Consider the following 21,571-nt stretch of genomic DNA (forward strand, 5'->3'; position numbering starts at 1 on the left):
ACCCGTTCTAGATCGCTGCCATCAGGGCAAGCAACCGATCGTTGATCTCCTGCGCCCATGGTTCCTGTCGCCACTGCCGCAGCTCACGCCCAGCAGAGAACGCCAGGTTAAGACCACCGCCACCGCGCGTCAGCTCCACGGCATCAATCGTTCGATGCATTGCCGATGCCGCCTCATCCAGCTTGCCTTGCCGGATGAGCGCCAAGGTCAGGTTGCCTAGCGCGATGGCCTGAGATTTCTTCTTGGCGGCGAGTGCCCGCGTTGTCATACGGAGGATGGGTTCGGCTCGTTCAGGCAGGCCGAGGAACAGGTAACACGAGCCAGCCAGCCGATTGAACTCGTTGACGGAGTAGTAGGACGCGGCCACGTCGTCCGCGTGAACGCGGTCGAACTGGTCTTCCGCCTTTCTCAGCGCAGCTTCGCATTCGTTGGTCGCACCGGTCATGGCGTGCCCCTCGGCGACATGCAGAAGCGACAGACCAGTCAGTGAGGGGCTGACCAGCTTGGCGGCTTCGGCGGCCTGCTCGGCGAGCGTCACACCCCGGCCAGGGTTCTTCTCGCCGTAGAGCGCCACGTAAGCAATCCGTAGCGTGGCGTACGACTCCGTCGATGGATCGCGGGCGTGCCGCGCAGCGTTGACCGCTTCCTCGAAGTACCCGAGCGGCGCGTGGTGGTCGCGTCGTTGACTGACGTCCCATACCAGTTGCCCCATGAACGTCGCTGAGTCGGCCTCCACCTCGTACAGCGCTCGGCGCACGCGAGGACTCGCAGCGTTCTCCCGAAGGAACTTCACCTGGCCGTGCAGTTGTCCGGCCGTACCAAGCAGCCCGGTCGACGCCTCCAGGTCGTAGGACTCATCCAGCTGACGCAGCCGCTCGTGAAGGTAGGCCACCACCATCAGGTCAGCCGATGCCGGATTCTCCAGGGCATAGGACATCCGCTCACTAAGGGCTGTCCCGTAAATGACCTTTGATGTGCAGGATGACCTGCTGGTTCCCTGCGTCACCCGGCGAGGACGAGGTTGTGCAGGCGGGCGATGCCGAGCATGGCGTGGTGAACGCCGTCGCCTTTCAGCCGGCAGTCGCGAAGGATTTTCCAGCTCTTCATGCGGGCGAAGACGTGCTCCACGCGGGCGCGGACTTTGCGGTGGGAGGCGTTGTGCTTCTCCTTCCAGTCCGGGAGTTCTGTCCGGCCTTTCTCCCGGCGGTGCGGGATGACCAGGCCGGTGCCGCGGTAGCCGCCGTCTGCGATGACCGTGGTATTGCCGGCGGCGTCTTTCGCGCCGGACAGCTCCCATGCCTTGCAGTCGTTGCGGTTGCCCGCGACTGGTCGGCCGACCGCGACGACGAGCCGGGTGTCGGCGTCGATGACGACCTGGTGGTTGGTGGAGTACTGGTAGTTCTTGGACTGCTCGGCGATGGTGTGGTCGCGGGTGGGGACCAGGGTTCCGTCGACGATCAGCACGGTGTCCTTGCGGTACCGCTTGCGCTGCTGGAGCGCGAGCGCGGGCCCGAGGTGGTCGATGATGCGGTCGGCGGCCGACTTCGATACCCCGAACAACGGCGCCAGTTGGCGCAGGGTCAGGTTTGTGCGCCAGTACGCGGCGACCAGGAGCATGCGGTCCTCCAGCGGCAGGCTCCAGGGGCGGCCTTTGCGTACCGGGTCCGCTCCCTCACTCCGGAGCGCGGTGATCAGCTTGCTGAACTGGCGCGGGCTCAGCCCGGTGAACGGGGCTATCCAGGAGGGCTCAGACGCCGTGATTACACCAGACACGGCAAGATCATCTCACCCGTGACCAGCAGTTACGGGACAGCCCTTAGTGCTGGCGAAGAAGTCGATCCTCGTTGAAGGCCCGTCGGACGAACTGGTCATTCAGCGCGCTCACATAGACATGCGTGGCGGCAAGCTGCCTGCCGAGAGCGGCATCGACGTCATCAACGTGCGGGGGCTCTCCTTCAAGCGCTTCCTCGACATCGCCATGCTGCTGCCACAGAACTTCGTCGCTGTCGTCACCGACAACGATGGCAAGGACGCCAGCGACGTGAAGCAGCGCTACGCGAGCTACACCACGGCCCCCAACATCTCCGTGCACGTCGGCGAGGACAAGAACTTTAAGACCTTGGAGCCGCAGCTCTTCAAGGTGAACGGCCGGGCCACGCTGAACGCTGCCGTCGGGAAGCGCTTCACCACTGACGATGACCTGCTCGACCACATGAAGAAGCGCAAGACAGACTCGGCGCTCGCCATCTTCGAGAGCGACCAGACCATCACCATGCCGGAGTACCTCAAGGACGCGGTGGATGCAGTCTCATAACAACCGGGCCATCATCGCGGCGGCCGGCTCGCGCAAGACGCAGCACATCATCGACCAGGTCCTCGGAGACCCGACGAAGCGCGTCTTGGTGACGACGTACACCAACGAGAACCTGAACCAGATTGTGAACCGGCTCAGTGCTGGAACCGGTCTTCTACCAAGCCACGTCACGGTCATGGGCTGGTTCACCTTCCTCATGAACCAGTGCGCCCGTCCATATCAGAGCTATGTCCTGAACGACATCGGTGTGATGGGCGGGCTCAACTTCTTGGGCCAGCGCTCCCGGTTCGCGCGCAAGGACAACCCCACGCGGTACTACCTCGACTCCTCCCGGGCGGTGTACCGCAATGAAGTTGCAGCTCTCGCCGATGAAGCGAACCGGCGAAGCGGTGGCAAGGTTGTAGATCGGCTTGCGGGGATGTACGACCACATCTACGTCGACGAGATCCAGGACATGGCGGGATACGACCTAGAGCTCCTCGACGCCCTATTGAAGTCGCCCATCGGCCTCACCATGGTCGGAGATCCGCGGCAGGCGACCTTCTCCACGAACACTGCGCAGAAGAACAAGCAGTACAAGGGAAGTCGCATCGTTGACTGGTTCAGCGAGCGTACCAACGTGTGCGTCATCGACAGCCGCGTCGAGAGCTACCGGTGCGGTCAAGGCATCTGCGACTTCGCGGATGACCTGTACCCCGAGCTGCCACGCACCATCTCGATGAACAACGAGATCACGGGACATGACGGCATCTTCCGAATCAAGAGGTCGGAAGTGCAGGAGTACATGGAGAAGTACTCTCCGACCGTGCTGCGCTGGGATCGTCTGACCAACACCTTGGGGTTGGACGCGATGAACATGGGCGCCTCGAAGGGCAGCACCTACGACCGAGTGCTCATCTTCCCCACGACACCGATGATCAACTACTACAGCGCTCGCGACTTCAACCAGCTCAAGGAGCGGGCGAAGTTCTACGTCGCTGTGACGCGGGCGAAGTACAGCACAACCTTCGTCATCCCCTAGCACCTCTACACCCCGCGCAGTCGTGATGCCCTTGGTACGCCACTCTTCCGCGATGGCCGTGGGACGGATGCTCGCGAATACATCCGCGATGGCCTTGTGGGTGATGACGGCCTTGTCCTCATTGATCGAGCCGTCCTTGTTGCGATAGAACGCCGGGTAGTTGCCGAAGACATTGCCCTTCAGCGCCTCGTCCCGGTAGAAGTTGGTTACGCGCTTCACGGTCTTCGCACTGGAGTGGTTGGCGATGTTCACCAACATGCGGGCGACCATCTGGCCGTCTTCGTCCGTCAGGTCGATGCTCATCGAGGGGAGCCAGATAACTGAGCCTTTTCCAACCTCAGTTTGAGGCGTTGCGGTGGAGGGTGAGGATGGCTTGGACGAGGGTGGTTATGCGGGTGGTGCTGCACCGTAGCTTGCGCAGGAGGCGCCAGGTCTTGAGAGTGGCCATGGCCTGCTCGACGAGCGCGCGGATCTTGGCATGGGAGACGTTGACGGCTCGCTGACCCGCGGAAAGCTTCTCCCAGCGACCTCAGCGTCTCAAACACCTCATCGGTTCAGAGTGTTTGCAACGCTCGTCGCCTCTCCGTCGTCCCCGGATAGTCTACAGAGCGAGTTGCGGGAGCCGCGTCGGGGAGAGCGGTCACCTTCCGGGGTGCACGCGCCCTGGTCTGCCTTGCGGTCGTAAGGGCGTTCACTCCAGGTCGTGGCGGAAGGTCGTCACGAAACAGGTGACCTGGCCGTCGGCGTCACGGCCCAGCCAGGTCGGATAGACGCCGTCGCCCGCGCCCGAGGGAAAGACGGCGACCTGGTGGCCGTTTGACGGGGCGGTGATGACCCCTGGTATGCGGTCCCGCTTCGTCGCTGGGCCTTCCACCTCCTCGCGCGCTGCATCATCCTGGGCGAGTACGCGATTGGTTTCGGCGTCCAGGAAGCAGGACCGGCCGGAGTCGACGCCGTACCCGTAGAACTTCTCACGGCCCCGCAGCAGCGCCGGTTCCCAAACGAACGTCGGAGTGTCGCGTACGAGGAGCCGGGCAGCCGCTACCCCGTCCTCGTACGGAGAGGTGTCCGGGTATTTGAGGTCCTGCACGGTGACCTTGGAGACGGACACCGGATAGCGCCCGGACGGAACCCGCTCGGCATAGGGCAGCTGGTCTTCGTCGCCAAGGAAGATCGGGTCACCCACGATGACTTCGCCGCTTGGCAGCCACAGCTCACCAAGGGAATCCACCGAGATGGTCAGCTCGTCATCAAACGGGTCCCCGATGATGGTAGTTCCCGTGTGTCGCCTGCTCCTGCCATGTTCGAAGTAGACATCCAGGTGGGGCAGGGCGACGGACATGGCATGTTTCCTTCGATGTTGCACACGGTGATGAAGCCGGGAGAGCATAGCAGCCGCCGCGGGGCCTCTTCTAACGTGCCAGGCCACGGCCTGAGTTGAGATAGGGGCCATGTGCGGAGGGGTGAAGCTCCTGGTAGATGGGGTGTCGACCAAGACCACCTGTCCGCCCGGAGCTTCATGTGCTTGTCTACCCATCGGGTATCGATCTGTCCAGCGCCGCCCTTCGGTTCCTGTCCAGTCTGCTGACCGCCCGGCGTCGCGATCTCGGAACACGTTGGCGTCGGCTTCCTGCCGACCGGCAGGCTCTCCTCGTGCTGGCGCATCTGCGGTGCGGACACACATACGCCCAGCTCGCAGCCGGTTTCGGCATCGGGATCGCCACCGTCTACCGGTATGTGGCCGAGGCGGTCGAGATCCTTGCCGCCCTCGCGCCAGACCTCGCCGCCGCCACCCGCGCAGCGACGCACAAGGCGTTCGTGATCATCGACGGCACGCTGCTCCCGGTCGACCGCATTTCCGCCGACCGGCCGTACTACTCCGGCAAGCACAAGAAGCACGGGATGAACGTGCAGGTCATCACTGATCCGTTCGGGAATCTGCTGTGGGCCTCGCCCGCGCTACCCGGCGCGGTCCACGACATCCGCGCGGCCCGCACCCACGGCATCCCCGACGCCCTGGCCGAAGCCGGCATCCGCTGCTGGGCCGACAAGGACTACCAAGGCGCAGGCGGGACGGTACGCGTACCCTACCAAGGTCGCCGGGAGAAGCTTTCCGCGGGTCAGCGAGCCGTCAACGTCTCCCATGCCAAGATCCGCGCGCTCGTCGAGCAGGCCATGGCCACTCTCAAGACCTGGCGCCTCCTGCGCAAGCTACGGTGCAGCACCACCCGCATAACCACCCTCGTCCAAGCCATCCTCACCCTCCACCGCAACGCCTCAAACTGAGGTTGGAAAAGGCTCACTGGCTTTGCACGGCCCTCTTTGAAGTACGCGTGGCAGTACGCCTTGATTACGCGTTCAAGGTCCGAGGGCTGACGGAAGATGCGGTCGAGGTCCCAACCAGCAATGCCATCATTCCTACCGGCGGTGAAGTCTTGAAGCCAGGGTTCAAATCCCTCGTCACAGATGACCTCTGGCTTATACGCGGACTTGTCATTGTCGATGTACTCATGCGTTGCCGTCCCGCCGCGTGAGTCGATGAGCGGAAGTACAGTACGAAGCTGCCGGTCAAGACCGGGAGCACGCTCCTCATCCGTATCTGAGATATGGGCGTAGGGGGCAACTCGTATGGAGTTTATGTCCGCTTTCATGCGCTATGCCCTAATTATATTATGTTGGGCATAGTTTCCAAAGCCTTGAGCGGCCTCAACGCGCACTGGACACTGCCCGCCATGGCCGAGGAGTACGGCCGCCTGCGCACCGCCGCTGAGGCCGACGGCTACTGAACTTGAACCTGTGATGTCGGGTGTTGGCAAGGCTGACCGCGGAGTGCCCGTGGCCGAGAACGGGACCTGCTGGTGGATCCGACAGGCCGTGCGGCTACTCTCAGCGCGCCGCGGCCTCGGTCGTGGCCAAGCCAACGCTTTGGTCTGTGAGGAGCACGTCCGATGGCTCGCACCACCCCGCCACGTCCGCTCGATGTCGAGACGCTGTTCCCGGAGGTGGCCAGCTATCGGAAGACGGCCGTTCGCCTGCATCCGCGCCTCGGTGATCCAAGCGCGCGGGAAAGCTCGCTCGGCGGTCCCGTGCTCTGGCCGCTCTCGGAGCCCTGGCCGCACTGCGAGGACGACCACCCGCGTACGGCGTTCTCCCCTCCCGCCCAGGGACCGATCCCGCTCGTCCCGGTCCTCCAGCTGTTCGCAACCGACGTGCCTGACCTGGCCTTCCCCAGCGCCACCGATCTACTGCAGGTGCTCTGGTGCCCCTTCGACCACGAGGACGGCTATGTTCCCCGCCCCGAGGTCTATTGGCGGGACAGCTCTCTGAGCGACCTACAGCCGGCCGATCCACCCTGCCCGACCGGCCCTGACAACAACTACCTTCCGGACCCGTGCGTCCTGCACCCTGAGCGCGTCACCGACTACCCGAGCTGGGACCTCCCGGACGAGGTCGCCGACGCGCTCGACGTCGGGTTCGAGCAGATGGAGGAGGAAACCGGCTGGTCTTACTGGTCCCACCTCTCCGTGGCGGACGGCGTCAAGGTCGGCGGGTACCCGACGTGGACGCAAGAGCCCAACTGGCCGACGTGCCCTACATGCAGTGTGCGCATGGAGCATCTTCTGACGATCAACAGCTCCGAGTTCGACGGCGAGAGCTGGCGCACGTGGCTGCCCATCGAGGACACCCCGGCCACGGGAACCATCTGGGACCTTCCTTACGAACAACGCACCGAGATTCAATGCCCTCCTGGTCTCACGCTCGGCGACATGGGCGGCATCTACCTGTTCGAATGCACCAGCTGCCCCGAGAGGCCCTTCGCCTACCGCTCAGACTGTTCTTGACCGCGCGCGGCTCCGGCGCCACCGTTCGATCGACCGCACGCTGATCCGCAGGGCAGCGGCAATTTCAGCCCGCCGCCCCGCGCGTACCTCACACCCCAGGGCTATCGCGGTGCCGAGGTCCAGCCGTCAGGCGAACGGCACCGACATCACTCGATCAAGTTCAGTAGCGCCGTGGTGGATGGTGTCGCGGGCTGGTGGCCCGAGCGCCTCGAAATCGCTGGACACTTTGGGGGCGGTCGGCGAGCATCCGCGGGTGACAGATGAAGCCGATCACCCAAGCCCGCTCGTGCGGAGCCCGAAACGCATCCGCTTTGTCGAGTTGTCCGGCGGGGCGATGTCCGCGTTGCTGGATGGGGACCTGTCCGGAGCCAGCGGGATCGCCGGGGTTTCGCTGACCGAGTACTTCGTGACCGACACGGCACGGTGGCTGTGGCAGTTCCGGCTCGGCCAGATGGCCGCGGATCCCGGCCGCGCGGGGTGGATGGCACGGCAAGCGGTCGTCGGCGACAAGGGTCTCGTCGTCGGACACGCCGGGTTCCACGGACCGCCCGATGAGTTCGGCACGGTGGAAATCGGCTACTCCATCGCTCCCGACTTCCGTCGGCAGGGATACGCCCGGTCCGCGCTGAGCGAGCTGCTGCGCCGGGCAGCGGCCGAACCCGCGGTCACGACCGTGCGGGCGACGATCAGCCCCGACAACGTGGCATCCCTGGCCACGATCTCGGGCTTCGGCTTCGTCGAGGTCGGAGAACACTGGGACGAGGTGGACGGTCGCGAACTCGTCTTCGAGGTCCCTGCCCGCGGGTTCCACCCGCTTGATGCCGACGCGGTCACTCGAACCGTGCTGTGTCGCCCGCCCCGCGACGGACGATCTCGGCCTCGCCCCCGGACAGGTCAATGACCGTGGTCGGCTCGGTCCCGCAGTCACCCGAGTCCACCACGGCGTCCACGACGTGGTCGAGCCGTTCTTTGATCTCCCAGCCCTGCGTCATCGGCTCGTCCTCATCGGGCAGGAGCAGGGTGCTGGAGAGCAGCGGCTCACCGAGGTCGGCGAGCAGGGCCTGAGTGGCGGCATGGTCGGGGATCCGGACTCCGACCGTCTTCTTCTTCGGGTGCAGCAGCTGCCGCGGCACCTCCTTCGTCGCCGGGAGGATGAAGGTGAAACTGCCGGGCGTCGCTGCCTTGATCACCCGGAACACGTCCTTGTCGACGTGCACGAACTGGCCCAGCTGCGCGAAGTTCTGGCACACCAGCGTGAAGTGGTGACGCTCGTCGAGGTTTCGGATCGACCGGATCCGGCCGATGCCGTCGCGATTGCCCAGTCGGCATCCCAGTGCGAAGCAGGAGTCCGTCGGGTAGGCGATGAGCGCGCCGGAGCGGATCATTTCGGCCACATTGCTGATGGTGCGCTGCTGTGGATTCTGGGGGTGCACATCGTAGTACTTCGCCATCCGTCGAGCCTATGCGATCAGGACACCTCCGGTCGTGTCGTGCCCCGGACGCTGTTCGCACCGTCCCGCGCGGTATCCGCCCGAGCCGTACCGTCGGCATCCGTCGCAGCCAGCGCCGGAGGGGTGTCATATCGCACCCTCCTCCCCCATCGCCACCAACAGCTGGAACGGCGACTCGCGGTCGCCCTGCCCGACCCCCAGCCCCACCCAGCGGCCGTTGACGCGCCATACGCGCAGCTCGGGGACGTAACCACACAGGGTGTCCAGCGGGGGCGGCACCGGATCGCCCATCGCCGAGCGCTCGAGGGAGTCGGTGAGGTCGAGGACGTCGGGGGCGCCCCACCGCGAGGTCAGCACCCGGTCCAGCGCGCTCAGCTCGGCCTCGAACTCCTCCAGCACCTCCTCGACCCGGCTCAGATCCGCGTCCCAGAAGTCCTCGCTGACCCGGAGGTCGGCGATATGGAAGCCCGGGCCGCTCTCCACCCGTCCGTCGGCGGTCGGCCGTGCGGGGAAGTCCCGCGCGCGCAGGTGATCGATCGTGGCCACGTGGTCCGCCGTACTGGTCATCGTGCTAGTAAACCGCGTAGGTCAGACACCTGGCGGCCCGTCAGCTGGCAGGGTGGCCCGACCTGGGAAGAAGCACTCGCCGCCGCCGCGCCCAGCGGATACGATCCGGCGGGTACGCACTGGGAGGGAGGCCGACGTTGGGGCGGCTCACCGGTGGGGATCCGTCCCTGCTGCGACGCATCAACTCCGCAGTGGTCCTGCACGCGCTGCGCGCGGCGACCGCGTCCGGCACGGCCACCGGGGGTGGCGAGGGCGAGGCGGGGGGCTGCGCCGGGAGCGCGAGCCTCACCGATCTGACCCGGGTGACCGGGCTCTCCCGGCCCACCGTCGAGGGGGTGATCGACGGGCTGGCCGACAGCGGTCTGGTGGTCGAGGTGCCCGCCGAGGAGGGCGGTGTCCGCCGCCAGGGGCGCCCCGCCCGCCGCTTCCGCTTCCGGGCCGAGGCCGGGCATCTGCTGGGCATAGAGATAGGGCCGCACCGGGTGGCCGCGCTCCTGTCGGACCTCGACGGCCGCCCGCTCGGCTCGATCGTGCGCGAGGTGTCAGAGAAGGCGTCCGCGGACGAGCGGCTGGAGCGGTTGCGCACCGCGGTCGCGGATCTGCTGCGGCGCGCGGGGGTGGCCCGGTTCTCGCTGCGCGCGGTCGGGGTGGCCAGCCCCGGCATCGTCGAGGCCGACGGCACCGTGCATCTGTGCACCGCGCTCCCCGGCTGGACCGGGCTGCCCCTGGGCGAGCGGCTGCGGCGGTCCTTCCGCTGTCCGGTGCTGGTGGAGAACGACGCGAACACCGCCGCGGTGGCCGAGCACTGGAAGGGCGCGGCGGCCGGTTCGGACGATGTGGTCTTCGTGCTGGCCGGGCTGAGCCCGGGGGCCGGGTCGTTGATCGGCGGGCGGCTCCACCGCGGCTTCGCCGGCGCGGCCGGGGAGATCGGGGCGCTGCATCTGCTGGGCCGCGAGGCCGCCCCGGAGGAGGTACTTTCCACGACCGGGGAGCCGCTGAGCCCGCTGGACGAGGCGCAGGTGGCGCATGTCTTCGCGCTGGCCCGGGAGGGCGACGTACGGGCGCGCGCGGCCGTGGACCGATTCGTCCGCAGGCTGGTGCATGACACGGCGGCCCTGGTGCTGGCGCTGGACCCCGAGGTCGTGGTGGTGGGCGGCTGGGCCGCCGGTCTCGACGGGGTGCTGGCCCCGCTGCGCGATGAGCTGTCGCGCTACTGTCTGCGGCCCCCGCAGGTCGCGCTCTCGCTGCTCGGCGAGGCGGCGGTGGCCACGGGGGCGCTGCGGCTGGCCCTGGACCATGTGGAGCAGGAGCTCTTCGCGGTCGACAGTACGGTGACGACCCGCCGCGCGGGTCGCTGAAGCGGGTGGGCCCGGCTCAGCCCGCCAGCACCTGCTCGCCCGCGTCCCTGCTCAGCCCGCCAGCAGCTCCTCGCCCGCGTCGCCGAAGGTGAGTCGGCAGGTGTCGGCCCGGTAGGTGGCCACGGCGACGGCCGCGGTGCGGCCCTGGGCCACATAGCGGGTGGTCACGAGGAGGACGGGGGCCCCGGGCAGCCGGTCGAGCTCCTTGGCGTCGTCCGCGCGGGCCGAGCCGAGCTCCACGGTCTGCTCCCGGCCCTCCAGCTCCAGCCTGCGCAGCTCGCGCAGCACGGTGCGGGCCCGGGCCAGTCCGCTCGGGGTGTCGATGGCGGCGAGGCCGGGGACGGACTCGGCCGGTACGTACAGCAGCTCGGCGGCGAGCGGCTGGCCGTGGCTCATCCGGGTGCGGCGCACCCGGTGGACCGGGGTGTCGGGGTCGATCTCCAGCAGCCGGGCGACCTCGGCGGGCGGGGCCGTCTCGGTGCTGTCGACGGTCTGCCAGGTGTCCTCGGCGGAGGTGTCGGTCCAGCCATGGGCGTAGTCCCCGACGGCCACGCCGACGCGGGGCGGGGCGACGGTGGTGCCGACGCCGCGGCGGCGCTGCAGCCTGCCCTCCAGCTCAAGCTGCTCGAGGGCCTGTCGGAGGGTGGCGCGGGCGACACCGAAGCGGGCGGCCAGCTCGCGCTCGTTGGGCAGGATCTCCCCGACCGCGAACTCCGAGTCGAGTGCGTCACTGAGCACGGTCTTCAGATGCCAGTACTTGGGCTCTGGCACCGATTCCAGCTGCGTGGTCCCCACCCTGTCCCCCTTGATTCCGACGGTCGACGGTCCCGCACGCCTTCACAGTTATGCGCGCTTCTTTATTAAAGGTTGTTGCAGTATCAATGCGACGATAAGGCTGCGTGCGGCACTTGGTCAAGACCAATTCTCCGAGCGGTTATCGTCGGTGACCGTCGGAGCAGGATGCGTAACGGGGCGGAGCTGAGCTGATGGGCATGGACCAGGTCACGGTGGTCACGGGGGGCAGTCGCGGCATCGGCGCGGCGGTGGCGGTGCGGCTCGCGCGCGCCGGGCACAGCGTCGCGATCGGCTACGAGCTCGCCAGGGACGCGGCCGAGCGGTGGGCGGCGGCGGTGCGCGCGGAGGGTGTGCGGTCGATGGCCGTCCGGGCCGACACCAGCGATGCGGAACAGGTGGAGGCGATGTTCGACCAGGTACGGGAAGAGCTGGGCCCGATCACTGGACTGGTCAACAACGCCGGGATCACCGGGCCGTTGGGCCGCTTCACCGAGACCTCACCGGAGGTGATGCGGCGCGTCGTGGACGTCAATGTGACCGGGGCCCTGCTGTGCGCCCGGCGCGCGGCGCGCGAGATGTCCACGCGCCACGGCGGGGAGGGCGGCGCCATCGTCAACATCTCCTCGGGCGCGGCGACGACCGGCAGCCCCGGGGAGTATGTGCACTACGCGGCCAGCAAGGCGGCGGTCGACGCGATGACCGTGGGGCTGTCGAAGGAACTGGCTGCGGAGGGGATCCGGGTGAACTCGGTCCAGCCCGGGATGACGCTGACCGACATCCACGCGCGGATGGGCGACCCCGAGCGGCCGTGGCGCGACCCGGGGCGGGTGCCGATGGGACGCCCTGGCGAGCCGGAGGAGATCGCGGGCGCGGTGGCGTGGCTGCTGTCGCCGGAGGCGTCGTACACGACGGGGGCGGTGTTGCGGGTCGCGGGCGGGCTGTAACGACGGCCGCGCTCGCTCGCGCTCGGCGACGCGCGGTAGCCCGGCGGTGTGCGGTTGTACGGGCTGGCGGCGATGTGCCCGCTGTACGGCCGTCAGCGACGGTCGGCGGCCCGCCATTGTCCGGGCGTCGGCGACGTACGGTCACCCGGGCCGTCGGCGGTGTGCCGTTGTACGGCGGTCGGCGGCCGGTCATCCGCCGACCGCCGTCCGCTAACCGCCATCCGCCATCGGGTCTACCCTCCGGTAACTCTTGCTGACATGCTGTCTCATACGCCGCATGCGCCCGCCGGAACGCCGATCGTGAGGAGCCACCCGATGCCCGCGTCCCTCTCCTTCTCCGTCGCCACCCCCGGCGGCCCCCGCACGGCCCGGGTCGTCCACGAACGGCGCGGCGCGGGACGGCCGTTGGTGCTGCTGCACGGCATCGGCCACCACTGGCAGGCGTGGGAGCCGGTGCTCGACATCCTCGCGGTCGAGCGCGATGTGATCGCCGTGGATCTGCCCGGTTTCGGAGCGTCGGACGCGCTGCCGGACGGCATCCCCTATGACCTGGACGGCGTCATACCCGTACTCGACGCGCTCTTCGAGGCCCTGGGCACCAGGCGCCCCGATGTGGCCGGGAACTCGCTCGGCGGACTCATCGCCCTGGAGCTGGGCCGACTGGGGCTCGTACGGTCCGTCACCGCGCTGTCCCCCGCCCGGTTCTGGACCGAGGCCGAGCGCCGCTACGCCTTCGGCGTGCTGTCCGCGATGCGGGCCGGGGCGCGGGTGCTGCCGCCGCCCATGGTGGCGTGGCTGGCCCGCGGCGCGGCCGGACGGGCCGCGCTGACCGGCACCATCTACGCCCGGCCCGCGCGGCGTTCACCGGACGCCGTCATCGCCGAGACGCGGGCGATGCGCGAGGCGGTCGGCTTCGACGCCACGCTGGCCGCCGGAGGCTCCGGGCTGTTCACGCACGACATCCCCGATGTCCCGGTCACCATCGCCTGGGGCTCGCGCGACCGGCTGATGCCGCGCCGCCAGGGCGTCCGCGCCAAACGGGTGATCCCCGGTGCCCGGCTGGTCCGCCTCCCCGGCTGCGGCCATGTGCCCATGAACGACGACCCCGCGCTGGTCGCCCGCGTCATCCTGGACGGCAGCCGCTGACGGCCCCGCCGCCTCCGCGACTAGACCTCCGTACCTCGCCCCCCGCACCGCAACTCCGCACCGCGCCGCGTCCGGGGTCTTTACTCCGGGCGGCCGCACCGATATTCACTGGGCGTTCGCAAGGGCGGCACCTTGCACCGATAACAAACACAACAGCACAGCGGTTCTACGAGCGACGGAGGGCACCATGGGGCGGGAATCGGGCAGAGGGATCGGGCGGCGCGCGGTAGTGCGGGGATCGGCGGCCGCCTCGGCGGCCCTCGCGGTGCCCGCCGTGGCATCGGCCACCGCGTCGGCCGCGTCCGGCGCACCCGCTCAGGCACTGTCGGGACGTCCGGGCGCCCGGTGGGGCGTTCAGGTGGGCGATGTGACGACGTCGTCGGGGCTGGTGTGGGTCCGCTCCGACCGTCCGACGAGGATGATCGTGGAGACCTCCGCGACCGAGTCCTTCGCGCGGGCCAAGCGCTGGCACGGCCCGCTGGTCGGCCCCGGCACCGACTTCACCGGGCGCACCGCGCTGCACGGCCTGCCCGCCGGGAGCCAGGTGCACTACCGGGTGCTGCTGGCCGACCCGGAGGACCCGCGCCGCACGGGTGAGCCGGTGCACGGCACGTTCCGTACGGTTCCCGAGCGCCGTAAGGGCGTGCGTTTCGTCTGGTCGGGCGATCTGGCGGGCCAGGGCTGGGGCATCAACCCCGAACACGGCGGCTACCGCGTCTTCGAGGAGATGCGCCGCCGCGAGCCGGACTTCTTCCTGTGCAGCGGCGACAACATCTACGCGGACGGTCCGCTGACGGAGACCGTCAAACTGCCCGACGGCTCCACCTGGCGCAACCTCATCACCCCGGAGAAGGCCAAGGTCGCCGAGACGCTGGACGAGTTCCGCGGCAACTTCCGCTACAACCTGCTCGACCCCGCCCTGCGCCGGTTCCACGCCGAGGTGCCCACGATCACCCAGTGGGACGACCACGAGGTGCTCAACAACTGGTACCCGGGCGAGATCCTGGTCGACGACCGCTACACCGAGAAGAACGTCGACGTGCTGGCCGCCCGCGCCCGCCGGGCGTTCGCCGAGTACTTCCCGATCAGCACGCTGCGCCCGGACGCGAGCGGCCGGGTCTACCGGGTCCAGCACCAGGGCCCGCTGCTGGACGTCTTCGTGCTGGACTGCCGTACGTACCGCGACCCCAACTCGCCGAACCGCCAGCCGGAGGACACCCAAGGCATCCTCGGCGCCGGGCAGTTGGCGTGGCTCAAGCGCGAGCTGTCGCGGTCGCGCGCGGTGTGGAAGGTCATCGCCTGCGATATGCCGCTGGGCCTGGTGGTCCCGGACGGGAAGACCGACTTCGAGGCCGTCGCGCAGGGCGACCCGGGCGCCCCGCTCGGCCGTGAGCTCCAGCTGGCCGAGCTGCTGCGGCACATCAAGCACCGGAGGATCACCGGCACGGTGTGGCTGACGGCGGACGTCCACTACACCTCGGCGCAGCACTACGACCCCTCGCGGGCGGCGTTCAAGGACTTCGCGCCGTTCTGGGAGTTCGTCTCCGGTCCGCTGAACGCGGGCGCGTTCCCGGCGGTCGGGCTGGATGGCACGTTCGGCCCCGAGCAGCCCTTCGTCAAGGCGCCGACCGTGGCGAACGTCTCGCCCGCCGAGGGCTTCCAGTTCTACGGCGAGGTGGACATCGACGGCGACAGCGCCGAGATGACGGTCCGGCTGCGCGAGGACGGCGGCAAGGTGCTGTTCACCAAGGTGCTGCGACCGGGGCTGGTCGGCCAGTAGCCGCGCGCCGTAAGGCCGCCACGATCCGGGTGGCGGCCACCGTAAGGGCGCCGCGCACCGGTGGCGCGCACCGTAAGGCCGCCACGATCCCGAGACGCGCACCGTAAGGGCGCCGCGTACCGTACGGGCATGGGATCCAGTGACGCCCCCGGTCGGGCCTCCCGGCTCACCTATCCGGAGGTGGGCGCCACCCGGCGGTGGCCGCTGCCGTCCGGCTACCGCCATCTGCGGGTGCGGACCCGTGTGGGCCACGGGCGGGCCACGTTCGAGGCGGCCGGGCGGGCGGTCGTGGACTGGCGGATGCACCGCGCGGTGGGGGTGTCGATCCGCGCCGCGGATCCGGCCGCCACGCCGGGGCGGCCGGTCGTGGTGGGCCTCGGAGTCGGGCGGCTGCGGCTGCGCGCGCCGTGCGAGGTGGTGTGGACGGTCGCCGAGGAGTCGCGGACCGGCTTCGCGTACGGCACGCTGCCCGGCCATCCGGAGCGGGGCGAGGAGTCGTTCGTGGTGGAGCTGGAGCCGGATGGCTCGGTGATACTGACGGTGACCGCGTTCAGCCGTTCGGAGTCCTGGTTCGGCCGGGCCGGTGGGCCGCTGGTGCCGCTCTTCCAGCGGGCGTACGCACGGCGGTGCGGCAGAGTACTGCGCAGGTGGGCGGCAGGGTGACGGAACCTCAGGCTTCAACCTTTTGATTTCGGACAAAATAAGCTTCCATTGCCAGATGCACCCTTAACCCATAGGTCACAGTCTGTTCGTGATCACGCAACACCCCTGCGCGAGGGTGTTTGCATGACACTTCGAGCGACCCCCCAGCCCCCTCACCGGCACCGCCCCCGCTGGCGGCAGGATCTGGTCGCATGGTGGTCACGGCGTCAGGGCCACGCGCCGCCGGGCGGCTCACCCTCGCCCGCGGCCGAAGCCCACGCCGCGGGCGCCCCGGAGACCACGACCTCGGAGACCACGGCCCCCGAGGCCACCGCGCTGTGGCGGATGCGCACGACCGTACGGGACGAGCCGGGCACCCTCGCCGCGCTGTGCGCGGCGCTGGCCGGGCACCGGGTCGACATCCTGGCCCTGCAGACCCATCCGCTGACGGACGGCACGGTGGACGAGTTCCTGCTGCGCGCCCCCGAGGCCCTGCCGTCCGACGGGCTGACCGACGCCGTCGCCGCCGCGGGCGGCCGTGACACCTGGGTCGAGCGCGCCGACACCCACGACCTGGTGGACGCGCCGACCAGGGCGCTGACGCTGGCCACCCGCACCGCCCTGGATGCCGCCGAACTCCCGCTCGCCCTGCGCCAGTTGTTCGGCCGCTGCACCATTCACTCCGTTCCCGCCAAGTCCCTCAGCGGACGGTCACTGGAGAACACACCGCCCGCCGAAGGTGTCCTGGAGGAAACCGTGATGCGGCTGCGGGACCCGTCCGGCGGCGCGATCGTCATCGAGCGGCCGTATCTGCCGTTCACCCCGACCGAGTTCGCCCGGGCCCGGGCGCTGGTCGAGCTGGACGCCCGGCTCGGCCCGCGGATCCCGGACGGCGGCGATGTGCTGACGCTGCCCGAGGGCAACGCCATCACGCTGCGCCGCTCCGACACCGGCGATCTGGCCGCCGCCCGCGAGATGCACGCCCGCTGCTCCTCCGCCACGCTCGGGCTGCGCTACCACGGGCCGGTCGCCGACGCCGACCGCTATCTCGCCCATCTGCTGAGCCCCCGCCTCGGCCGCACCCTGGCCGCGTACACCGCCTCCGGACGGCTGGTGGCCCTCGGCCATCTGCTGTGGGACGGGGACGAGACCGAGGTGGCGCTGATCGTCGAGGACGAGTGGCAGCGCCGCGGCGTCGGCGGGGAGCTGCTGCGGCGGCTGGTGGCGATGGCCACCGAGACCGGCTGCGGATGCGTCTACGCCGTCACCCAGTCGGCCAACACCGGCATGGTGGCCGCGATGCGCGCCCTCGAGCTGCCGCTGGACTACCAGATCGAGCAGGGCACGCTGGTGATCAGCGCCCGTCTCGACCAGGCTCCCGCAGCGGCGCCCGGGCCGGTCATTCCGCTGCCTGCCCGGCCGCACGCGCGCTGAGGTCGACCGGGGCCCCGTGCCCCGCCCGGCGGGCGCCGTCGCCCACCGTCCTGCGAGCGTCGTCGTGCCCCGCCCGGCGGGCGTCGCGCCCCGCCGGGCCGCCGTCGAGCGCCTGGTCCAGATCGCGCCACAGGTCCGCCACGTCCTCGAGCCCGACCGACATCCGCAGCAGCCGGTCGCCGATCCCCGAGGAGCGGCGGTCCCCCTCGGCCACGATCCGGTGGCTGATGGAGGCCGGGTGCTGGATGAGGGTGTCCACACTGCCCAGGCTCACCGCCGGAGTGATCAGCCGCACCCCGCCGATCACCGCGTGCGGATCGCCATGGGGCTCGAAGGCCACCATCGCCCCGCCGATCCGCGGATAGTGGACGCGGGCCACCCGGGGGTCGGCGGCCAGCCGCCGGGCCAGCTCGGCCGCGGTAGCCGAGGCGGCCCGCATCCGTACCGGCAGCGTGGACAGCCCGCGCAGCAGCAGATATCCGGCGAGCGGATGCAGCACCCCGCCGGTGGCGAACCGCATCTGGCGCAGCACCCGGGCGAACTCCTCGTCACAGGCCACCACGCCGCCCATCACATCGCCGTGTCCGCCGAGGTACTTGGTGGCGCTGTGCAGGACCAGGCTCGCGCCCCGCTCGGCCGGGCGCTGCAGCACCGGGGTGGCGAAGGTGTTGTCCGCGAGCAGCGGGACCGTCCCGCAGGAGTGGGCCACGGCCCGCAGATCGACCTCCGCGAGCGTCGGATTGGCCGGGGTCTCCACCATGACCAGGCCGGTGTCGGGGCGGATCGCGTCCGCGATCCCCGCCGGGTCCACCCAGGTGACCTCGGTGCCGAGCAGCCCGGTGTCCAGCAGATGGTCGCTGCACCCGTACAGCGGCCGGACCGCCACCACATGCCGCAGCCCCTGGGCCCCGCGCGCCAGCAGGCACGCGCTGAGCGCCGCCATGCCGCTGGCGAACGCGACCGCGCTCTCGGTGCCCTCCAGCCGGGCCAGGGCGGTCTCGAAGCGGGCCACGGTGGGATTGTCCAGACGGGCGTAGACCGGCGGGCCGTCCGGCCGGGCGCCGGTGGCGGCGAACGCGTCGATACGAGCGGCCTCCTGGCGGCTGTCGTACGAGGGGTAGGTGGTCGACAGATCCAGGGGTACGGCGTGCAGACCCATGCCCGGAAGGTCCTCGCGCCCGGCGTGGACGGCCTCGGTGGCGAACGCGTGCAGCGCGGCGTCGTCGCCGTACGGGCCCTGTGTACCGCCCGGCGCGGTCTCCGCGCTCCATACGGTTCCCGTGCCCGCTGTGCTCCCTGTGCTCTCCGTGCTCTGCCTGATGTCCATGGGTGAAGGGTGAACAACCACCGGACGCTCGCGGCCGATGTCCGTGCTACGTTCGGCCGATGGCCGAAACCGTCGCCCTCGATCCGGTGGATCTTCAGATTCTGCGGCTGCTGCAGAACGACGCCCGGACCACCTACCGCGATCTGGCCGCCCAGGTCGGCGTGGCGCCCTCGACCTGTCTGGACCGGGTGGCCCGGCTGCGCCGCTCCGGGGTGATCCTCGGCCATGAACTCCGGCTGGACCCCGCCAGGCTTGGGCGCGGTCTCGAGGCCCTGCTCTCGGTGCAGCTGCGGCCCCACCGCCGGGAGCTGGTCGGCCCGTTCGTGGAGCGGATCCGGGCGCTGCCCGAGTCCCGGGCGCTGTTCCACCTGGCCGGGCCGGACGACTACCTGGTGCATGTGGCGGTGGCCGACACCGCCGATCTCCAGCGGCTGGTGCTGGACGAGTTCACCTCGCGCCGCGAGGTGGCACGGGTCGAGACCCGCCTGATCTTCCAGCAGTGGAGCTGCGGCCCGCTGCTGCCGCCCGCCCGGGACGGCTCAGCAGTCCCGTAGCACACTCCTGTTCCCATGCGTCACACCCCCTTGGTGCTGACGCCGCACCCCGGAACGTACGAGGATGGGCCGCATGTCCGATACCAAGAACGCTCCGCTGCCCCGCCAGGTCGCCGACGGCTATGTCGACGCCCTCGTCGAACTCGACCCGATCACCGGCACCTACCTGGGCGTTCCCGAGAGCTCCCGGCGTCTTCCCGACTTCTCCCCCGAGGGGGCGAAGGCCGTCGCCGACCTCAACCGCACCACCTTGGACCGGCTGGCCGAGGCCGAGGCGCGCCCCGGCGCGGACAGCGACGCCGAGCGCCGCTGCGCCCGGCTGCTGCGGGAGCGGCTGACCGCCGAACTGGCCGTGCACGAGGCCGATGAGCAGCTGCGCGCGGTCAGCAATCTGAGCTCCCCGCTGCACTCGGTGCGCGGCATCTTCACCGTGATGCCCACCGAGACCGAGGAGGACTGGTCGGCGGTGGCGGCCCGGCTGCGCGCCGTACCGGCCGCGCTGGAGGGGTACCGCGACTCGCTCGCCGAGGGGCTGCGGCGGAGCCTGCCCGCCGGGCCCCGGCAGGTGGCCACGGTCCTCGGACAGCTGACGGAGTGGATCGGCACGGACGGCGGCTGGTTCGCGGACTTCACCGCCGAGGGCCCGGACGCGCTGCGCGGTGAGCTGGACGGGGCCGCCGCCGCGGCCACGGGCGCGCTGGTCGCGCTCCGCGACTGGCTGCGCGACACCTACGCCCCGGCCGTCGAGGGCGCGCCCGATGTGGTGGGGCGTGAGCGCTACCGCCGCTGGGCCCGGATGTGGAACGGCACGGACCTCGACCTGGACGAGGCGTACGCGTACGGCTGGTCGGAATTCCACCGGATCCACGCCGAGATGCGCACCGAGGCCGAGAAGATCCTGCCCGGCGCCAACCCGTGGGAGGCGCTGCGCCACCTCGACGCCCACGGTGCCCATATCGAGGGCGTCGAGGAGACCCGGGTGTGGCTGCAGGAGCTGATGGACGAGGCCATCGAGCAGCTGGACGGCACCCACTTCGACCTGGCCGAGCGGGTCAAGCGGGTCGAGTCGATGATCGCCCCGCCGGGCAGCGCGGCGGCGCCGTACTACACCCAGCCGTCGGTGGACTTCTCCCGCCCCGGCCGGACCTGGCTGCCCACGATGGACGAGACCCGCTTCCCCGTCTACGACCTGGTCTCCACCTGGTACCACGAGGGCGTGCCCGGCCACCATCTGCAGCTCGCGCAGTGGGCGCACGTCTCCGACCAGCTCTCCCGCTACCAGGCCACGGTCGGCATGGTCAGCGCCAACGCGGAGGGCTGGGCGCTGTACGCGGAGCGGCTCATGGACGAGCTGGGCTATCTGTCGGACCCGGAGCGGCGGCTGGGCTACCTGGACGCGCAGATGATGCGGGCGCTGCGGGTGATCGTGGACATCGGGATGCATCTGGAACTGGAGATCCCCGCCGACTCGCCCTTCCACCCCGGCGAGCGGTGGACCCCGGAGCTGGCGCGCGAGTTCTTCGGGCTGCACTGCGGCCGCCCGGCGGACTTCCTCGACAGCGAGCTGGTGCGCTACCTGGGCATGCCGGGCCAGGCCATCGGCTACAAGCTGGGCGAACGGGCCTGGCTGACGGGGCGAGAGGCGGCCCGTAAGGCACACGGCGACGCCTTCGACGCCAAGAAGTGGCACATGGCGGCGCTGTCGCAGGGCTCGCTGGGCCTCGATGACCTGGTGGAGGAGCTGTCAGCGCTCTGAGCGCGTTGCGCTTGGGTTGACTTGGCCGTGGCGGGCCACATCCGTAGCATGCGGCCCGCCCCGCTCCAGAACTGTCCGGCGAACCACCCAGGGTCTTCTCCGCCCCTGACCGCCGAGGCCTGAGACGAAGCCCGATGCGAGGCCTGGGCGGAGCCCCGGTACGGGGCCTGGGACGAAGCCGCGAGACGGAGCCTGGAGCAAGACCCCGGCACGGGATCTGGGGCGAAGCCGCGGCACGGGGCCTGGGACGAAGCCGCGGCACGGGGCGTGGGCGGAGCCCCGGCACGGGGCCTGGGGCGGAGCCCCGGCACAGGGTCTGGAGCGGAGCCCCGGCACAGGGTCTGGAGCAAAACCCCGGCGAGGCCTGGAGCGAAGCCCCGGCACAGGACCTGGAGCAAAACCCCGGCACGGGATCTGAGGCGAAGCCCCGGCACGGGGCCTGGAGCAAAACCCCGGCGAGGCCTGGGACGGAGCCCCAGCACGGGGTCTGGGGCGAAGCCCCGGCGGGGTCTGGGGCGAAGCCCCGGCGGGGTCTGGGGCGAAGCCCCGGCGGGGTCTGGGGCGAAGCCCCGGCGGGGTCTGGGGCGAAGCCCCAGTTGTGGGAAGGGGCGGGGAGGGGAAAAAGCAGCGCGCCGGACGC

20 protein-coding genes and 3 pseudogenes are annotated in these 21,571 nt (G+C 69.9%); 14 read left to right on the forward strand and 9 right to left on the reverse strand.

Going from position 1 to position 21,571, the window contains the following annotated elements:
- Positions 1-7: 7 nt before the first annotated feature.
- Both VT50_RS33210 and VT50_RS33215 read right to left on the reverse strand, forming a co-directional pair.
- The gene (locus VT50_RS33210; RefSeq protein WP_240529404.1) at positions 8-937 is read right to left on the reverse strand and encodes an NsdA family TPR-like regulatory protein; all 930 of its coding nucleotides are present in this window, start codon (positions 935-937) and stop codon (positions 8-10) included.
- Between the two features lie 65 nt (positions 938-1,002).
- Positions 1,003-1,773 carry an IS5/IS1182 family transposase gene (locus tag VT50_RS33215; protein ID WP_046087573.1) on the reverse strand — a complete coding sequence of 257 codons (771 nt, stop codon included), beginning with the start codon at positions 1,771-1,773 and terminating at the stop codon, positions 1,003-1,005.
- 46 nt (positions 1,774-1,819) lie between these two features.
- On the opposite strand from VT50_RS33215, the gene VT50_RS33220 reads away from it, so the two are divergent.
- Both VT50_RS33220 and VT50_RS33225 read left to right on the forward strand, forming a co-directional pair.
- Entirely contained in the window at positions 1,820-2,314 is a 495-nt protein-coding gene (locus VT50_RS33220) for an ATP-dependent endonuclease (protein WP_206269523.1), read from the forward strand.
- Positions 2,301-3,335, forward strand: coding sequence for a UvrD-helicase domain-containing protein (locus VT50_RS33225; RefSeq protein ID WP_046087572.1), 1,035 nt, complete (start codon positions 2,301-2,303; stop codon positions 3,333-3,335). The genes VT50_RS33220 and VT50_RS33225 overlap by 14 nt, the downstream gene beginning before the upstream one ends.
- 337 nt (positions 3,336-3,672) lie before the next feature.
- On the opposite strand, the pseudogene VT50_RS33230 reads toward VT50_RS33225, so the two are convergent.
- Together VT50_RS33230 and VT50_RS33235 are read right to left on the reverse strand one after the other, a co-directional pair.
- Positions 3,673-3,864: pseudogene (locus VT50_RS33230) on the reverse strand (transposase family protein); the annotation flags it as partial.
- 162 nt (positions 3,865-4,026) lie between these two features.
- Positions 4,027-4,677, reverse strand: a complete 651-nt coding sequence (locus VT50_RS33235) for a DUF4241 domain-containing protein (RefSeq protein WP_053048646.1) — start codon at positions 4,675-4,677, stop codon at positions 4,027-4,029.
- A gap of 179 nt (positions 4,678-4,856) precedes the next feature.
- Here VT50_RS33235 and VT50_RS33240 point away from each other — a divergent pair, with 179 nt between their 5' ends.
- A complete protein-coding gene (locus VT50_RS33240; protein WP_046087570.1) occupies positions 4,857-5,621 on the forward strand; it encodes an IS5 family transposase in 765 nt (254 codons plus the stop codon).
- A 71-nt stretch (positions 5,622-5,692) separates the two neighbouring features.
- Here the strand turns inward: VT50_RS33240 and VT50_RS41480 are convergent.
- Positions 5,693-5,986: pseudogene (locus tag VT50_RS41480) on the reverse strand (recombinase family protein); the annotation flags it as partial.
- A 48-nt stretch (positions 5,987-6,034) separates the two neighbouring features.
- On the opposite strand from VT50_RS41480, the pseudogene VT50_RS38815 reads away from it, so the two are divergent.
- From VT50_RS38815 to VT50_RS33255, 3 genes and pseudogenes are all read left to right on the forward strand, one after another.
- A pseudogene (locus VT50_RS38815) lies at positions 6,035-6,121 on the forward strand (mismatch-specific DNA-glycosylase); the annotation flags it as partial.
- A 162-nt stretch (positions 6,122-6,283) separates the two neighbouring features.
- Positions 6,284-7,177, forward strand: a complete 894-nt coding sequence (locus tag VT50_RS33250; RefSeq protein ID WP_046087569.1) for a YwqG family protein — start codon at positions 6,284-6,286, stop codon at positions 7,175-7,177.
- Between the two features lie 178 nt (positions 7,178-7,355).
- Positions 7,356-8,078: a GNAT family N-acetyltransferase gene (locus tag VT50_RS33255; RefSeq protein ID WP_078840798.1), complete on the forward strand. Its 723-nt coding sequence runs from the start codon at positions 7,356-7,358 to the stop codon at positions 8,076-8,078.
- On the opposite strand, the gene VT50_RS33260 is transcribed toward VT50_RS33255, so the two are convergent.
- Positions 8,008-8,628, reverse strand: coding sequence for an L-threonylcarbamoyladenylate synthase (locus VT50_RS33260; protein WP_046087568.1), 621 nt, complete (start codon positions 8,626-8,628; stop codon positions 8,008-8,010). The genes VT50_RS33255 and VT50_RS33260 overlap by 71 nt on opposite strands.
- Before the next feature lie 126 nt (positions 8,629-8,754).
- Positions 8,755-9,195, reverse strand: coding sequence for a hypothetical protein (locus tag VT50_RS33265; RefSeq protein WP_046087567.1), 441 nt, complete (start codon positions 9,193-9,195; stop codon positions 8,755-8,757).
- 137 nt (positions 9,196-9,332) lie between these two features.
- On the opposite strand from VT50_RS33265, the gene VT50_RS33270 reads away from it, so the two are divergent.
- Positions 9,333-10,553 (forward strand): ROK family protein, encoded by a 1,221-nt coding sequence (locus VT50_RS33270; protein ID WP_046087566.1) that lies wholly within the window; start codon positions 9,333-9,335, stop codon positions 10,551-10,553.
- Between the two features lie 51 nt (positions 10,554-10,604).
- On the opposite strand, the gene VT50_RS33275 is transcribed toward VT50_RS33270, so the two are convergent.
- Complete coding sequence (locus tag VT50_RS33275) at positions 10,605-11,348, reverse strand: GntR family transcriptional regulator (protein WP_046087565.1); 744 nt, start codon at positions 11,346-11,348, stop codon at positions 10,605-10,607.
- 197 nt (positions 11,349-11,545) lie between these two features.
- On the opposite strand from VT50_RS33275, the gene VT50_RS33280 reads away from it, so the two are divergent.
- The 5 genes from VT50_RS33280 (at position 11,546) to VT50_RS33300 (ending at position 17,294) form a co-directional block, all read left to right on the forward strand.
- Positions 11,546-12,292, forward strand: coding sequence for an SDR family oxidoreductase (locus tag VT50_RS33280; protein ID WP_046087603.1), 747 nt, complete (start codon positions 11,546-11,548; stop codon positions 12,290-12,292).
- 315 nt (positions 12,293-12,607) lie between these two features.
- Positions 12,608-13,438 (forward strand): alpha/beta fold hydrolase, encoded by an 831-nt coding sequence (locus VT50_RS33285; RefSeq protein WP_046087564.1) that lies wholly within the window; start codon positions 12,608-12,610, stop codon positions 13,436-13,438.
- A gap of 187 nt (positions 13,439-13,625) precedes the next feature.
- A complete protein-coding gene (locus tag VT50_RS33290; RefSeq protein ID WP_046087563.1) occupies positions 13,626-15,218 on the forward strand; it encodes an alkaline phosphatase D family protein in 1,593 nt (530 codons plus the stop codon).
- A gap of 129 nt (positions 15,219-15,347) precedes the next feature.
- Positions 15,348-15,881 (forward strand): DUF1990 family protein, encoded by a 534-nt coding sequence (locus VT50_RS33295; protein ID WP_046087562.1) that lies wholly within the window; start codon positions 15,348-15,350, stop codon positions 15,879-15,881.
- 123 nt (positions 15,882-16,004) lie between these two features.
- Positions 16,005-17,294 (forward strand): GNAT family N-acetyltransferase, encoded by a 1,290-nt coding sequence (locus tag VT50_RS33300; RefSeq protein WP_046087561.1) that lies wholly within the window; start codon positions 16,005-16,007, stop codon positions 17,292-17,294.
- Here VT50_RS33300 and VT50_RS33305 read toward each other — a convergent pair.
- On the reverse strand, positions 17,260-18,621 hold the full coding sequence (locus VT50_RS33305; RefSeq protein WP_240529405.1) for a trans-sulfuration enzyme family protein: 1,362 nt from the start codon (positions 18,619-18,621) through the stop codon (positions 17,260-17,262). The two genes, VT50_RS33300 and VT50_RS33305, sit on opposite strands and share 35 nt — an antisense overlap.
- A gap of 59 nt (positions 18,622-18,680) precedes the next feature.
- On the opposite strand from VT50_RS33305, the gene VT50_RS33310 reads away from it, so the two are divergent.
- Together VT50_RS33310 and VT50_RS33315 are read left to right on the forward strand one after the other, a co-directional pair.
- Complete coding sequence (locus VT50_RS33310) at positions 18,681-19,175, forward strand: Lrp/AsnC family transcriptional regulator (protein ID WP_046087560.1); 495 nt, start codon at positions 18,681-18,683, stop codon at positions 19,173-19,175.
- 73 nt (positions 19,176-19,248) lie between these two features.
- Positions 19,249-20,931: a DUF885 domain-containing protein gene (locus VT50_RS33315; protein WP_046087559.1), complete on the forward strand. Its 1,683-nt coding sequence runs from the start codon at positions 19,249-19,251 to the stop codon at positions 20,929-20,931.
- The last annotated feature ends 640 nt before the right edge of the window (positions 20,932-21,571 follow it).

Origin of the sequence: Streptomyces antioxidans (assembly GCF_000968685.2) — a bacterium.
Classification (GTDB): domain Bacteria; phylum Actinomycetota; class Actinomycetes; order Streptomycetales; family Streptomycetaceae; genus Streptomyces; species Streptomyces antioxidans.